The 13,891-nt window shown below is 67.8% G+C and carries 13 protein-coding genes; 6 read left to right on the top strand and 7 right to left on the bottom strand.

The annotated features are described in order from the left end of the window. Positions 1 to 32: 32 nt before the first annotated feature. A complete protein-coding gene (locus JO059_RS07765) occupies positions 33 to 1,517 on the top strand; it encodes an acetyl-CoA acetyltransferase (RefSeq protein ID WP_293315509.1) in 1,485 nt (494 codons plus the stop codon). 108 nt (positions 1,518 to 1,625) lie between these two features. After that, positions 1,626 to 3,731 (top strand): NAD-dependent epimerase/dehydratase family protein, encoded by a 2,106-nt coding sequence (locus JO059_RS07760; RefSeq protein ID WP_293315508.1) that lies wholly within the window; start codon positions 1,626 to 1,628, stop codon positions 3,729 to 3,731. Here JO059_RS07760 and JO059_RS07755 read toward each other — a convergent pair. From JO059_RS07755 to JO059_RS07740, 4 genes are all read right to left on the bottom strand, one after another. After that, complete coding sequence (locus tag JO059_RS07755) at positions 3,728 to 4,453, bottom strand: DUF72 domain-containing protein (RefSeq protein ID WP_293315507.1); 726 nt, start codon at positions 4,451 to 4,453, stop codon at positions 3,728 to 3,730. The genes JO059_RS07760 and JO059_RS07755 overlap by 4 nt on opposite strands. Positions 4,454 to 4,550: 97 nt before the next feature. Continuing rightward, complete coding sequence (locus JO059_RS07750) at positions 4,551 to 4,883, bottom strand: TfoX/Sxy family protein (protein WP_293315506.1); 333 nt, start codon at positions 4,881 to 4,883, stop codon at positions 4,551 to 4,553. A gap of 236 nt (positions 4,884 to 5,119) precedes the next feature. Further along, positions 5,120 to 7,453: an endopeptidase La gene (gene lon, locus JO059_RS07745; protein ID WP_293315505.1), complete on the bottom strand. Its 2,334-nt coding sequence runs from the start codon at positions 7,451 to 7,453 to the stop codon at positions 5,120 to 5,122. Positions 7,454 to 7,537: 84 nt separating this feature from the next. Beyond that, positions 7,538 to 8,782 (bottom strand): alpha-hydroxy acid oxidase, encoded by a 1,245-nt coding sequence (locus tag JO059_RS07740; RefSeq protein ID WP_293315504.1) that lies wholly within the window; start codon positions 8,780 to 8,782, stop codon positions 7,538 to 7,540. 18 nt (positions 8,783 to 8,800) lie between these two features. Between JO059_RS07740 and JO059_RS07735 the strand changes: the two genes are divergently transcribed. Further along, positions 8,801 to 9,241, top strand: coding sequence for a DUF1810 domain-containing protein (locus tag JO059_RS07735; RefSeq protein ID WP_293315503.1), 441 nt, complete (start codon positions 8,801 to 8,803; stop codon positions 9,239 to 9,241). Here JO059_RS07735 and JO059_RS07730 read toward each other — a convergent pair. From JO059_RS07730 to JO059_RS07720, 3 genes are read right to left on the bottom strand one after another with little or no spacing between them, the layout of a single operon-like run. Beyond that, on the bottom strand, positions 9,228 to 10,502 hold the full coding sequence (locus JO059_RS07730; RefSeq protein WP_293315502.1) for an alpha-amylase family glycosyl hydrolase: 1,275 nt from the start codon (positions 10,500 to 10,502) through the stop codon (positions 9,228 to 9,230). The genes JO059_RS07735 and JO059_RS07730 overlap by 14 nt on opposite strands. A 3-nt stretch (positions 10,503 to 10,505) precedes the next feature. Continuing rightward, entirely contained in the window at positions 10,506 to 11,042 is a 537-nt protein-coding gene (locus JO059_RS07725; RefSeq protein ID WP_293315501.1) for an alkyl hydroperoxide reductase, read from the bottom strand. A 14-nt stretch (positions 11,043 to 11,056) separates the two neighbouring features. Next, positions 11,057 to 11,644, bottom strand: coding sequence for a peroxiredoxin (locus tag JO059_RS07720; protein WP_293315500.1), 588 nt, complete (start codon positions 11,642 to 11,644; stop codon positions 11,057 to 11,059). 103 nt (positions 11,645 to 11,747) lie between these two features. On the opposite strand from JO059_RS07720, the gene JO059_RS07715 reads away from it, so the two are divergent. Genes JO059_RS07715 through JO059_RS07705 form a run of 3 tightly spaced genes read left to right on the top strand, consistent with a single transcriptional unit; the run spans position 11,748 to position 13,866 of the window. Beyond that, positions 11,748 to 12,683, top strand: coding sequence for a hydrogen peroxide-inducible genes activator (locus JO059_RS07715; protein WP_293315499.1), 936 nt, complete (start codon positions 11,748 to 11,750; stop codon positions 12,681 to 12,683). Between the two features lie 27 nt (positions 12,684 to 12,710). Next, on the top strand, positions 12,711 to 13,412 hold the full coding sequence (locus JO059_RS07710) for an EthD domain-containing protein (protein WP_293315498.1): 702 nt from the start codon (positions 12,711 to 12,713) through the stop codon (positions 13,410 to 13,412). 13 nt (positions 13,413 to 13,425) lie between these two features. Beyond that, complete coding sequence (locus JO059_RS07705) at positions 13,426 to 13,866, top strand: TIGR03618 family F420-dependent PPOX class oxidoreductase (protein ID WP_293315497.1); 441 nt, start codon at positions 13,426 to 13,428, stop codon at positions 13,864 to 13,866. Positions 13,867 to 13,891 lie beyond the last annotated feature (25 nt).

Below are 13,891 nucleotides of genomic sequence, written 5' to 3'. Positions count from 1 at the left end.
GCCACAGATCGCGTTCACGATAGGTTCCCTATATGACCGTCGATCCCAGGACACCCGTGTTGATCGGCTGGGGCCAGGTCAACCATCGCGGCGAAATCGACCCCGCGGTGCGGTCTGTCGAACCGATTGACCTGATGGTCGCCGCGGCCCGTCAAGCCGCGGATCCGCGAGTGATCGGGGCCGTCGACGCCATCCGCGTGGTGAGCGTGTTGTCGGCGCACTATCGCGATCCCGGGCTGCTGCTCGGCCAGCGGATCGGTGCGGCGGACTTCCGGACCGCCTACAGCCCCGTCGGCGGAAACGTGCCGCAATCGCTGGTCAATCAGGCCTGCTTGGACATCAGGGATGGCCGGACCGGCGTCGTGCTGCTCGCCGGTGCCGAAACGTGGCGAACCAGAAGGGGGCTGAAAGCCAAGGGCGGCAAACTCGTCTGGACGGTTCAGGACGAGTCGGTGCCGATGGCTGACGTCGGCGGCGACGACGTGCCAATGGCAGGTGACGCGGAGATCCGGATCGGGCTGGACCGGCCGGCGTACGTCTATCCGCTGTTCGAACAGGCGCTCCGCATCGCCAATGGCGAAAAGATCGAGGAGCACCTCAAGCGCGTCGGTGAGCTCTGGGCGCGCTTCAACGCGGTGGCAGTCGACAATCCGCACGCATGGATCCGCAAACCCATGCCCGCCGAGGAGATCTGGCGACCCGGTCCGCAGAATCGGATGATCAGCTGGCCCTACCCCAAGCTGATGAACTCCAACAACATGGTCGACCAGGGCGCCGCGCTGATACTGGCCTCGGTCGAGCAGGCAACCCGCCTGAAGGTTCCCGAGGAGCGTTGGGTTTACCCGCAGGCGGGCGCCGACGCGCATGACACCCCGGCCGTCGCCGAGCGGGCCGAGCTACACCGGTCCGCGGCGATCCGGATCGCCGGCGCGCGGGCCCTGGAACTTGCCGGTGTGGGTGTCGACGACGTCGACTACGTCGACCTGTACTCCTGCTTTCCCTCCGCCGTTCAGGTCGCGGCGCGCGAACTGGGGCTCAGCGTCGACGATTCCGCGCGTCCCCTCACCGTCACCGGCGGGCTGACGTTCGCGGGCGGCCCGTGGAGCAATTACGTGATGCATTCCATCGCGGCCATGGCCGAATTGCTGGTGATTAACCCCGGGCGGCTCGGCCTCGTCACCGCCAACGGCGGATTCCTGACCAAACACAGCTTCGGCGTCTACGGCACCGCGCCGCCGGCCGAATTCCGTTGGGAGAACGCGCAATCGGCAGTGGACCGCGAGCCCACCCGGGACGGGTTGGTCGCTTGGGAAGGCGTCGGCACCGTCGAAGCGTGGACGACACCGTTCGACCGCGACGGCCGACCGGAGAAGGCCTTCCTGGCCGTGCGGACGCCCGACGGGTCCCGCACGTTGGCCGTCGTCGCCGACCCAGCCGCGGCGGAAGTGACCGTCCGGGAGGACATCGCTGGCGCCAAGGTTGCCGTCAGCGCCGACGGCGCCGCTGTGCTGGACTAATCGGCAGAATCGGCATTGCTCCGGGGCGGGCTTCTTCGCCGGTAACGGTCGCGCAACTAACGCGGCTTTGCCTATTGTCGACACGGGGACGTTGGGAAGGGAGCCCAGGTGCAGATCCTGGTTACCGACGCCACCGGCACAGTCGGGCGGCTGGTAGCACGGCAGCTGATCGCGGCTGGGCACACGGTCCGCGGCATCGCTGAGCGTCCCCACCCCTACCTGGAGGCGTCCGTTGAGTTGGCGTGCGCGTCGCTCACCGATCCGATCTTGCAAGACCTCGCCGACGATGCCGACGCGGTAATCCATTTGGCGGCGGTCGACGCCACCGCACCCGGCGGCACAGACGTCGACGGCGTCGCATATGTGACTCAGGCCGCGGCCCGCGCAGGTGCGCGCCTGCTGTTCGTGTCGCAAGCCGCGGGCGAGCCCGACGACTACGGGCCGGCCGAGGAGCTGGTCGCCACGAGCTTCGGGCCTAGTCTGGTCGTCCGGATCGCCCCGCCGGTGGGCCGCCAGCTCGACTGGATGGTGTGCCGTAGCGTAGCAACGCTGCTGCGCGCCAAGGCATCCGCGCAGCCGATCCGCGTGCTGCATGTCGACGACCTGGTGCGATTCATCGTTTTTTCGCTGAACAGCGAGCGCACCGGCGTCGTGGACCTGGCCACCCCGGACACCACCAACGTGATCACCGCGTGGCGGCTGCTGCGCTCGGCGGACGCACGTTCCCGGCTGGTCGGCGTCTCCACCTGGCCACAGCTCGTGCCAGACGTGGATATCACTGCGGTGCAAGAAGATTGGGCCTTCGAGTTCGGCTGGCAGGCGCTCGAGGCCGTCGCCGACACCGCACGGGGACTCGTCGGGCGGCGGGTTTACGCCGCGGGCGCCGCAACCAACGGGCGTCAATTGGCCATCCCGGTGGAGGTTCCGCCGCGGCATCGGCCGTCGGACGAGCTGCGCAGCGCGGCCCCGGAGGGGGCGGAGGGTGAGTTCGACGACCGGATAGACCCTCGGTTTCCCGTCTTCAGCGCCGCGCGCCTCGCCGAGGCGCTGCCCGGGCCGCTGACTCCGATAACGCTGGATGTCCAATTGAGCGGGCTGCGAACGGCCGGCCGGGCGATGGGTCAAGTGCTCGCCCTCGGCGGCGTGGTGAGCGACGAGTGGGACAGCCGGGCGATAGCGGTCTTCGGCCACCGCGCCTACATCGGGGTGTCCGCGAACGTCGTCGCGGCCGCCCAGCTGCCGGGCTGGGATCAGCACGCCGTCGCACGGCAGGCCCTCGGCGACGATGCTCAGATGGCGGACGTGCTGCCGTTCGGCGAACCGCCCCTGGCCGCGGGAGCGCTCGGCTCGATCGCCAAAGCGGTCGTGGCGCGGCGATCGCTGGCGCTCTTGCGCCGTCTCAGATCCAACACCCGGGCCTACCGTGCCGCCGCGGAGGCGGAACACCTGGCCTCCACACAGCTGGCCGCGGTACCGGCTTCCGGGCTCGAGGTTCGGGTTCGGCTGCTGCGGGACCGGATCCATCAGGGCTGGATTCTTACGGCGATGTGGCTGATCGACGCCGGCCTTGCCGCGGCACTGGGCCGCGCGCGCGAGATGTCCAGCGTTTCGGGATTGCACATGATCCTGGAAAGCGGAGAAAACGGTCTCGTCGCCGCCGAGACCGCCGACCTGGCGGCGGTGCTTCGAAGCGACCCGCCCTTGCTGGCGCTCGCCCGGGAAGGCAACGTCGGCAGCGTCCGGGCCTTGTCCTCGAGCATGGCCGGCGCGCTGGATGCCGCCGTTGCACGGATCGGGCATCGCGGGCCGGGGGAGGCCGAGCTGGCCGGCGACGTATTCAGCGACGACCCGGCGAAGCTGCTCATCGCGGCCGCCCAAGCCGCCGAAGCCGATGCCCGGCCTCCCCGGCGGTCGGGCGGCGGCGCGCGCGGTTCCCGAGAGCTGGCCCACGACGCCACCATGCGATTCACTCACGAACTGCGAATGACCCTGCGGGAACTGGGATCTCGACGAGTGACGGCCGACCTGATCGACGTCGCGGATGACGTCTACTACCTGACCTGCGACGAACTGGTAACCATGCCGGCCGATGCCAGGCTGCGCATCAAGCGCCGCCGCGCCGAACGGGAACGCTTTCAAGCGCAACACCCGCCCGTCATCATCGACCATACGTGGGCGCCCGTCGATCGAGCACCCGCCCAGGAGATGGCCTAGCTCAAGAACTCCCGCAGGGTCAGTGCATTTCGGACGGCATGGCCGCCCAGGTCGTTGTTGAAGTACATCCAGACGTCTTTGCCGTTGGCATCCCATTGCCCGACGCGGTCGGCCCAGATTCGCAAGTCGTCGTCGGAGTAGCTGCCGGCGTAGATCGCATTCTGATCGGGACCGTGCATCCTGATGTACACCAGATCGGAAGTGGCGCACGGGACGCAGGCCAGGCCGGCGCCACTCATCACCACATAGGCGGCGCGGCGGCGTTCCAGCAGCTCGTACACGGCCGGGTCGTTCCATGACGGATGCCGCAGTTCCATGGCCACGCGGATCGTCTTCGGCACGCTTTTGAGGAAGAAATCCAATCGCTCGTCGTCGCGCTGTTGCTCGGGGTGCAATTGGACCAGCAACACACCGCGGCGGTCACCCAGCAGTTGCCAGCAGCGCTCGAACCGTTCGATCCAGGGCTCCGGGGACGAAAGCCGGCGGTAATGGGTCAATCCTCGATGCGCCTTGACCGACATCCTGAACCCGTCCGGCAGTTGGTCGCGCCATCCGGCGAATGTCGAATCCTTCGGCCAGCGATAGAAACTCGCGTTCAGTTCGACGGTGTCGAAAACCTCGACGTAACGGGCCAACCGGCGCCCAGCGGGCAAACCTGCGGGGTAGAGCACGTCCGCCCAGTGGTTGTAGGACCACCCGGATGTACCGATGCGGACAGTCAACGCCGCCTCAACCTGCCACCTGCTGACGCATCCGGTCGTCCAGCCGCGGCGGTGTCCGCATCACGTACCCGCAGCGCTCTCCAGCAAACCGGACCGGTCATTTGGGCGGCAAGCCCCGGGCGTAGCCCACGCCCCGTGCGACCCAATCCTGCAGCTGCCGTTTGGTTTTCACACCCTCGGCATCGACGCGTAACCAGCCGCGCGCTTCCCGGCCGGCCATCACCATCGGGCTGATGTGGGCCCGCCGCAGCAGCTTGTCGGTGTCGCCCGGCGGCACCCGCACCAACAGGCCGCCCTGGCCGCTGGCCGCCACGGACATGTTGCCGTTGACCAGGAACGCCAGGCCGCCGAACATGCGCTTTTCCTCGACACCACGTTCGGAGCCGAGCAGTTCGCGGATCCGGTTGGCCAGATGTTCGTCGTAGGCCATTGGCCGACCTTAGCGTCAGCGATGCCCAGGCGCCCAGCCTGTAATTTTGCAGGCCCTTACTCGTGCTTCTCCTGCGGATCTACAGGTTCGGCGACTAATCGCCGCCGATGTCAGTCCAAATCCACTCGAATGGTCAGCAGGTCGCATCACCCGCACGACCGCACTGTTGAGCCACGGCAGCTGCCCAGCCGCCGCACGCTGGCGGCGGCTGTCTCGTTCTGCCCGCGAGGTCGTCGTCAGGCCGCGGCCATCGCCGTCGGCGCCGCCGGTTCCAGCGCTTGCGCGACGATCTCCGCGACGTCGGTCATCGGCCGCACGTCCAGTGCCTCGAGCACCTCGGCGGGCACCCCTCCATGCTCCGGGTGCAGATCCGGCTCGTTGCGCTGTGGGATGAAAACCGTTGACAGACCGGCACGTTGGGCGGCCAGCAGCTTCTGCTTCACCCCGCCGATGGGCAGCACCCGGCCGTTCAGCGTGACCTCGCCGGTCATGCCGACGTCGGAGCGGACCCGGCGCCCGGTGGCCATCGACACCAGCGCGGTCACCATCGTGACACCGGCCGACGGACCGTCCTTGGGCACCGCGCCGGCGGGCACGTGCACGTGGATGCGCCGGTCGAGCGCTTTCGGGTCGACACCCAACTCCGAAGCGTGTGAGCGCACGTAGGAGAGCGCGATCTGCGCCGATTCCTTCATGACGTCACCCAACTGGCCGGTCAGCTGCAACCCCGGCTCGCCTTCGGTGGCCCCGGCCTCGACGTAGAGCACATCGCCGCCCAGGCCGGTGACGGCCAGTCCGGTCGCCACGCCCGGCACCGCAGTGCGTTCGGCCGACTCCGGCGTGAATCGCGGCCGGCCCAGGTAGGCAACCAGATCCGGCTCGTCGATGGTGATCGGCTCGGGATTCTCCGCCAGCTTCATGGTCACCTTGCGCAGCGCCTTGGCCAGTAGCCGCTCGAACTGGCGCACGCCGGGCTCACGGGTGTAGTCGGCTGCGATCTTGCGCAGCGCGGCGTCGGTGACGGTGACCTCGTCCTTGGTCAGCGCCGCCCGCTCGCGCTGCCGGGGCAGCAGGTAGTCGCGAGCGATGGCGACCTTGTCGTCCTCGGTGTAGCCGTCGATCGTCACCAGCTCCATGCGGTCCAACAGCGCCGACGGGATGTTTTCGATCACGTTGGCGGTGGCCAGGAACACCACATCGGATAAGTCAAGGTCCAGGTCCAGGTAGTGGTCGCGGAAGGTGTGGTTCTGCGCCGGGTCGAGGACCTCGAGCAGCGCCGCGCTCGGGTCGCCGCGATAGTCGGAACCGACCTTGTCGATTTCGTCAAGCAGCACAACGGGATTCATCGATCCCGCCTCGCCGATCGCGCGCACGATCCGGCCCGGCAGCGCGCCCACGTAGGTGCGCCGGTGCCCGCGGATCTCGGCCTCGTCGCGCACACCGCCCAGGGCGACGCGCACAAACCTGCGGCCCAAAGCCCGGGCCACGCTTTCGCCCAACGACGTTTTGCCCACGCCCGGCGGACCGGCCAGCACCATCACCGCACCGGATCCGCGGCCCCCGACGACCTGCAACCCGCGCTGCGCGCGGCGGGTACGCACGGCCAGGTATTCCACGATGCGATCCTTGACGTCGGCCAACCCGTGGTGGTCGGCGTCCAGGATCTGCCGCGCGGCCGTCAGGTCGGTCGAGTCCTCGGTCCGCACGTTCCACGGCAGGTCGAGCACGGTGTCGAGCCAGGTGCGGATCCAGCCGCTCTCCGGGCTCTGGTCGCTGGCCCGTTCCAGCTTGCCGACCTCGCGCAGCGCGGCGTCCCGCACCTTTTCGGGCAGGTCGGCAGCCTCGACGCGAGCGCGATAGTCATCAGACCCGTCCGGCTCGCCCTCGCCCAACTCCTTGCGGATGGCCGCCAGTTGCTGGCGCAGCAAAAACTCCTTCTGGGTCTTCTCCATGCCCTCGCGCACGTCCTCGGCGATCTTGTCGTTGACCTCGACCTCCGCGAGGTGCGCGCTGGTCCAGTCGATGAGCAAACGGAGCCGCTCACCCACATCCTCGGTCTCGACCAGTTGCCGCTTCTGCTCGTTGGACAGGTACGACGCGTACCCGGAAGTGTCGGCCAGCGCCGACGGGTCGATCAGCCGGTTGACGTAGTCGACGATCTCCCAGGCCTCGCGCCGCTGCAGCATGGCCAGCAGCAGCTTCCGGTACTCGGCCGTCACCGCCTTGATTTCGTCCGTCATCTCGGCCCCGGCAACCTCGGTCACTTCGACCCATAGCGCCGCGCCGGGCCCGGAGGCGCCGGCACCGATCTGCGCCCTGCGCTCGCCGCGCACGACGGCGGCGACGCCACCGCCCGCGATCCGTCCCACCTGCAGGATCTTCGCTATCACACCGTGGGTCGGGTACCTGTCGTCCAGCCGGGGCGCGATCAGCAGCTGCCCTGACTCGCTGGCCTGCGCGGCATCGATCGCCGCCCGCGCAGCGTCGTCGAGCGCGATCGGCACAACCATTCCCGGCAACACGATGGTGTCGGTGACAAACAGCACCGGCACCGATTTGGCTTCAGCCATCAAATCCTCCACAAACTGAGTCTGATGCGCTCAACCCAGCCCGGCGCCGGTTTGTTCCCGGCCGGCGCGGCCGTCACGCGGGCGTTACGCGTCCGGCGAAATCGGCCCGAGCCGGCGCAGCTGCGTCACATGCTTGGGCGAAAGCTCCTCGAGGCAGGTGACACCCAGTAGCCGCATCGTGCGGATGAGCCCCTCCTGCAGGATCTGGATCGCGCGGGCGACGCCCGGCTCGCCACCGGCCATCAGCCCGTACAGGTATGCCCGCCCGACCAGCGTGCAGCGCGCGCCCAGCGCGATCGCCGCGACGATGTCGGCGCCCGACATGATCCCGGTGTCCACCAGGATCTCGGTGTGCCGACCCAGCTCGCGCGCGACCACCGGCAGCAGGTGGAATGGCACGGGGGCCCGGTCCAGTTGGCGCCCGCCGTGGTTGGACAGCACGATGCCGTCGACGCCGCGCTCGACGACGGCCCGCGCATCGTCGAGCGTCTGAATTCCCTTGACCACGAGTTTCCCCGGCCACTGCGCCTTGATCCACTCCAGGTCGTCGAAGGTGAGGCTTGGGTCGAACATCGTGCTCAGGTACTCGCCGACGGTGCCCGGCCAGCGGTCCAGCGACGCGAATGCCAGCGGCTCGGTGGTCAACAGGTCGAACCACCACTTGGGGTGCGGAACCGCGTCGAGCACGGTCCGCAGGGTCAGCGTCGGCGGAATCGTCATGCCGTTGCGGTTGTCGCGCAGCCGCGCGCCGGCGGCCGGAACGTCGACGGTGGCCAGCAGCGTATCGAACCCGGCGTCAGCCGCGCGCTGCACCAGGGCCATCGAGCGTTCCCGGTCACGCCACATGTACAGCTGAAACCATTTGCGGCCCTGCGGAACAGCGGTCACCAGGTCTTCGATGGCGGTGGTGCCCAGCGTGGACAGCGAGAACGGGATACCGGCCCCGGCGGCCGCCCGCGCGCCGGCGATCTCACCCTCGGTGTGCATCAATCTGGTGAATCCGGTGGGCGCGATGCCGAACGGCAGCACGACGGGTTGGCCCAGCACGTCCCATCCGGCGGTCACGTTGGTGACGTCGCGCAGGATCGCCGGGTGAAACTCGATGTCCCGGAATGCTTGTCGCGCCCGCCCGAGGGAAATCTCGTCCTCGGCGGCGCCGTCGGCGTAGTCGAACGCCGCCCTGGGCGTGCGTCGCTTGGCGATGCGTCGCAGGTCCTCGATGGTGAAGGCGCCGTCGAGGCGGCGCCGCGTCGCGTTGAGCCGGGGTCGTTTGAACTGGATGAGCGGCGCCAGGTCGCGCACTTTGGGCACTCGCCGATTGACCGCCACGTGTGCAACCGTAGTCACATGCCGCCGGCGAGTGACCCCTTCGACCTGAAGCGCTTCGTGGATGCGCAGGACCGGGTCTATGACGATGTGGTCGACGAGCTGCGTGCAGGACGGAAACGCAGCCACTGGATGTGGTTCGTCTTCCCGCAGCTGCGGGGACTGGGCAGCAGCCCGATGGCGGACCGCTATGGCATCGCCTCGGTCGACGAGGCCCGCGCGTACCTGCGGCACGACCTCCTCGGGCCGCGCCTGCGCGAGTGCACCCGGCTGGTCAACGAGGTCCAGGGCCGTTCCGCCAAGCAGATTTTCGGGTCGCCCGACGACCTTAAGCTGCGCTCATCGATGACGCTGTTCGCCCGCGCCGCCGAGGACAACGCCGACTTCGTTGCGCTGCTGGACACGTACTACGGCGGCGAGGAGGACCCGGTGACAGCGGCGCGACTCGCTAGGCGGGACTGAGGATCCGCCAGCCGTGCGGTTCGACGACCAGCGCGTCCACCACCTCCCGGGGCGGGGCAGCCGATCCGCCGACCACCTCGGCGCGCGCGGCGCCCAGTTCCGGCAGCGCGAGGCGCAGGGGCTGGTCGTCGATGTTGAGGGCGACCAGCAGCGCGTCGTCGCCGCGGCGGGTCTCGTAGACGTAGTGCCGGTTGTCCAGCCGCTTGGCGGTGGTCGTCGCCGCGTGCAGCCAGGAGTGCCGGCGCCGTAGCCCAACCAGGTACTGGTGTAGTGCCCACATTCGGGCGCCGAAGGGATCCAATTCCATTGGGGGAGAGGTGAACTCGGGGCGCACCGCGTCGTCGCCGCCGTACCGTTCCTCCTTGATGCCGCGGAATCCGAGTTCGTCACCCGCATACACGCTGGGCACGCCGCCGACGGTCAGCAGGAGGACCAGGGCGTGGGCCACGTGCTCGGGGCGTTCGAGCTTGCTCGCGATGCGGGTGACGTCGTGATTGCCGATGAACGTCAGCGGGACGAAGCTTCGCAGAAAATCGTTGTGCCGCTGCATCGCCCAGTCCAGCTCGAAGAAGTTGCCGTCGTTCAGGCTGCTCCAGATCGCCTTCCACAACTCGTACTGGGTGGCCGAATCGAAGGTGGCCGCCTCGACCACCCCGGCATAGTCGCCGTGGATGAGCTCGCCCACGAACCAGGCATCCGGAAACTGCTCGCGGACCCTCGGCAGGGTCGTGGCCCAAAAGTGTTCCGGCACAATGTATGCGGCGTCCAGGCGCCAGCCGTCCGCGCCTCGGCCCAACCAGTGGGTCATAACGTCGACGGTGTAGTCGATGACCTCGGGGTTGTCGTGGTTGAGCGTGACGAGTTCCGAGTGTCCCTCGAAGGTGTCTCCGGTGAACCAGCCGGGCGCGGCCTCCCGGTAACGGGGGAAGTCGAGGCCGACGTGATTGAAGACGCCGTCTAGCAGAACGCGCAGCCCGCGGCGACGGGCCTCCGCGAGGAGGTGGTCGAAGTCGGCGTCGTCGCCGAGCCGCGGATCGATGCGGTAGTGATCGGTGGTGTCGTAACCGTGTGTGCGGGAGGCGAAGATCGGTCCCAGCGCGATCCCCGAGGCCCCGAGCGCGATGGCGTGGTCGAACCAGTCGACGAGCCGGCGCAGCCGGTGTTCGCCCGGCTGCGGCGGCCGATCCGCTGGAAACGCCCCGACAAAGCCCAGGGGATAAACCTGCCACCAAATGGCATGTTCCACCCAGGACGCGGTCACGTGTCAGCCGACGGTGGCCGGCGTCTGCGAGGCGGTGAGCGCCTGCGCCACGCCGGATACGATCGCGGCGGCCTTCAACGCCTCCTGGATGGTCTCGCGACTGGTACCGGCTTCGCGGAGCGTGCGCTCGTGGGCGGCCACGCAGTCCGGGCACCCATTGATGGCAGACACCGCGAAGCACCACAGCTCGAAGTTCGCCTTCTCCACACCGGGATTGGCGATGATGTTCATCCGCAATCCCGCCCGCAGATCGTCGTACTTACCCTCGAGGAAACCCCGGCCACGGTAGAACACGTTGTTCATGGCCATGATCGACGCGGCTCCCAGTGCCGCCTGGTATGCCTCGGCGGACAGTTTTTCGGCCGCTTCCGCGCCAATCTCGGCCAGCACCCGCGTGTTTCGCGTTGCGGCGGCACTCGCCAGCAGGGTGCCCCAGAGCTGCTCCGCGCTCAGCTCGGTGCCGCGCGTGATCGATCCTAGGTTGAGCTTCAGGTCCTTGGCGTATTCGGGCAGCGCATCTTTGAGGTTTTCGACGCTCATGTCGCCCTCCTGACCTACGCCGAAGCCTTGAGCAGTTCGCCGGCGTCCAGCGTCGGGTCGCCCTTGCGCCAGTTGCACGCGCACAACTCGTCGGACTGCAACGCGTCCAGTACCCGCAGCACCTCATCGACGTTACGCCCCACGGATCCGGCGGTCGCGGACACAAACTGAATCTCGTTGTTCGGGTCCACGATGAAGGTCACGCGGTCCGCGACGCCCTCGTCGTTGAGCACGCCGGTGGCCAACGAGAGCTCCCGCTTGATGTCCGAAAGCATCGGGAACGGCAGCTTCTTGAGGTCTTCATGCTGCGCGCGCCACTGGAAGTGCACGAACTCGCTGTCGATCGAGACGCCCAGGACCTGCGTGTCGCGGTCGGCGAACTCGTCATTCAGCTTGCCGAATGCCGCGATCTCGGTTGGGCAGACGAATGTGAAGTCCTTCGGCCAGAAAAACACCACGCGCCACATACCGGGGTGGTCCTCGCTGGTGATGGTGGTGAAGTAGTCGCCGGGCTCCTTCGCGTCGACCTTCGACAGGTCGCCGCCGATCAGAGCGGTCAACTCGTAGGCGGGGAACTGATCGCCGATGGTAAGCAGGGACATACCGTCTCCTTATCTGGATCTAATCAAGATTAGCTGTTCGTCCTCCATGATGCCGCGAAGTCGTTCTGAAGTAAAAGTGATATATCACACTATAGTTATAGGCATGACCGATAAGAATTATCAGCCCACCCTCGCCGGACTTCGCGCGTTCGTCGCGGTGGCGGAAAAGCAGCAGTTCAGCAGCGCCGCAACAACTCTCGGCGTGAATCAGTCCACGTTGTCGCAGGCGCTCGCGGCCCTCGAGACCGGCCTGGGCACCAGGCTCGTCGAGCGGTCCACGCGCCGAGTCTTTTTGACCACCGAGGGCAAGCAGCTACTGCCGCACGCCCTGCGCGTCGTCGAGGCGGTCGACCGATTCACCGCCGCGGCCTCGGGGGCATCCGATCCGCTGCGCGCCGGCGTGCGGCTGGGGTTGATTCCCACCGTCGCGCCATACGTGCTGCCGGCCCTATTGGCCGGGCTATCCCGGGAGCTCCCGTCGCTGACCCTGCGAGTGATCGAGGACCAGACCGAACGGCTGCTGACGCTACTGCGCGAAGGGGCGCTGGATGCGGCGCTGGTCGCCTTGCCCATCGAGGCGGCGGGGCTGACCGCGGTCCCGATTTACGACGAAGATTTCGTGCTCGCACTGCCACCCGGGCATCCGCTGTCCGGCAAACGCCGGGTACCCGCGACGGCGTTGGCCGAGCTGCCGCTGCTGTTGCTGGACGACGGCCACTGCCTGCGCGACCAGGCCCTCGACGTCTGCCATAAGGCGGGCGTGCGCGCGGAACTGGCCAACACCCGCGCGGCGTCACTGGCGACCGCGGTGCAGTGCGTGACCGGGGGGTTGGGGGTCACGCTGATTCCGCAGAGCGCGGTTCCGGTCGAGGCCGCCAGAAGCCGCCTCGGCCTGGCGCAGTTTGCCGCCCCGCGCCCGGGACGACGGATCGGCCTGGTGTTCCGCTCATCGAGCGGCCGCGACGAGCCCTACCGTGAGCTGGCCGCTGTGATCGGAAAACTGATCGGGCAGGAACACGAGGTCCGCCCGGTCAAATAGCGCCTGGTCAACGGTAGGTTCACTGCTATGGAGAAGGTCATCGCGGTGCTGATGCGCACCGACTCGCATGAGGACTGGTGCACCCGGCAACGAGGCCCGATCGCCGAGGCGCTGTTGGACCTGGGTGTGCCCGGGTTGTCGGTCAATGTCCGCGACGACGCGGTACGCCACTCCTTGATGACGCTGACGACTCTGGACCCGCCCGTCGCCGCCGTGGTCAGCCTGTGGACCCAGCAGTGTTACGGCGAGCAGCTGGCGGCCGCGCTCGACCTGCTCGAGAACGAATGCGATCAACTCGCTGCGTACCTGGTCACCGAGTCGGTCCCGCTGCCCGCCCAGATGACCGAACCGGGTTGCCGTACAACGGGATTGGCCAACATAGCACTGCTACGCCGCCCCGCGGCTCTTGACCAGGCGACCTGGCTGACGAGGTGGCAGCGTGACCATACGCCCGTGGCCATCGCGACGCAGTCCACCTTCGGCTACACCCAGAACTGGGTGGTACGAACACTGACTCCGGGCGCGCCGGGAATCGCGGGCATCGTCGAGGAGTTGTTTCCCGCGGAGGCGATCACCGATCTGAAGGCGTTCTTCGGTGCCGTCGACGACGAGGACCTGCAGAACCGAATAAGCCAGATGGTCGCCAGTACCACTGCGTTCGGCGCCAACGAAAACATCGACACCGTGCCGACCAGCCGTTACGTCTTCACGAGGCCGTTCATAGAGTGAGGAACTTTTCAAGATGACGACATTGAACGACGCCGTGGCCCTGGCCGCGCCGGAGAACGGGCTGGCCGTGGTTTCCACCGTGCGCGCCGACGCTACGGTGCAGGCTTCGCTGGTCAACGTGGGCCTGTTGCCCCACCCGGCGACCGGCGAGCCGGTCTTGGGTTTCACCACCTACGGCAAGGTCAAACTGGCCAACCTGCGCGCACGCCCGCAGCTGGCGGTCACCTTCCGCCACGGGTGGCAGTGGGCCACCGTCGAGGGCACCGCCGAGCTGGCCGGCCCGGACGACGCCCAGCCTTGGCTGACGGATGATCGGTTGCGGCTCTTGCTCCGTGAGGTGTTCACTGCCGCAGGTGGCACCCACGACAACTGGGATGAGTACGACCACGTGATGGCCAAAGAGCGGCGTGCGGTCGTGTTGATGGCGCCCACCCGCGTCTACAGCAACGGCTGAGCCGGCACGACCCGTTAGGCTGCAG

This window comes from Mycobacterium sp. (assembly GCF_019247615.1).
In the GTDB taxonomy this organism is placed as follows: domain Bacteria; phylum Actinomycetota; class Actinomycetes; order Mycobacteriales; family Mycobacteriaceae; genus Mycobacterium.
Note: the sequence above shows the minus strand (reverse complement) of the source record. Positions and strands in the feature narration are given on the sequence as shown.

Excerpts from the sequence above, each read along its gene's own strand:
- JO059_RS07765 (WP_293315509.1), top strand. The coding sequence starts at position 33 with ATGACCGTCGATCCCAGGACACCCGTGTTGATCGGCTGGGGCCAGGTC.
- JO059_RS07750 (WP_293315506.1), bottom strand. The coding sequence starts at position 4,883 with ATGGCCTACGACGAACATCTGGCCAACCGGATCCGCGAACTGCTCGGC.
- lon (WP_293315505.1), bottom strand. The coding sequence starts at position 7,453 with ATGGCTGAAGCCAAATCGGTGCCGGTGCTGTTTGTCACCGACACCATC.
- JO059_RS07735 (WP_293315503.1), top strand. The coding sequence starts at position 8,801 with ATGCCGCCGGCGAGTGACCCCTTCGACCTGAAGCGCTTCGTGGATGCG.
- JO059_RS07725 (WP_293315501.1), bottom strand. The coding sequence starts at position 11,042 with ATGAGCGTCGAAAACCTCAAAGATGCGCTGCCCGAATACGCCAAGGAC.
- JO059_RS07720 (WP_293315500.1), bottom strand. The coding sequence starts at position 11,644 with ATGTCCCTGCTTACCATCGGCGATCAGTTCCCCGCCTACGAGTTGACC.
- JO059_RS07715 (WP_293315499.1), top strand. The coding sequence starts at position 11,748 with ATGACCGATAAGAATTATCAGCCCACCCTCGCCGGACTTCGCGCGTTC.
- JO059_RS07710 (WP_293315498.1), top strand. The coding sequence starts at position 12,711 with ATGGAGAAGGTCATCGCGGTGCTGATGCGCACCGACTCGCATGAGGAC.
- JO059_RS07705 (WP_293315497.1), top strand. The coding sequence starts at position 13,426 with ATGACGACATTGAACGACGCCGTGGCCCTGGCCGCGCCGGAGAACGGG.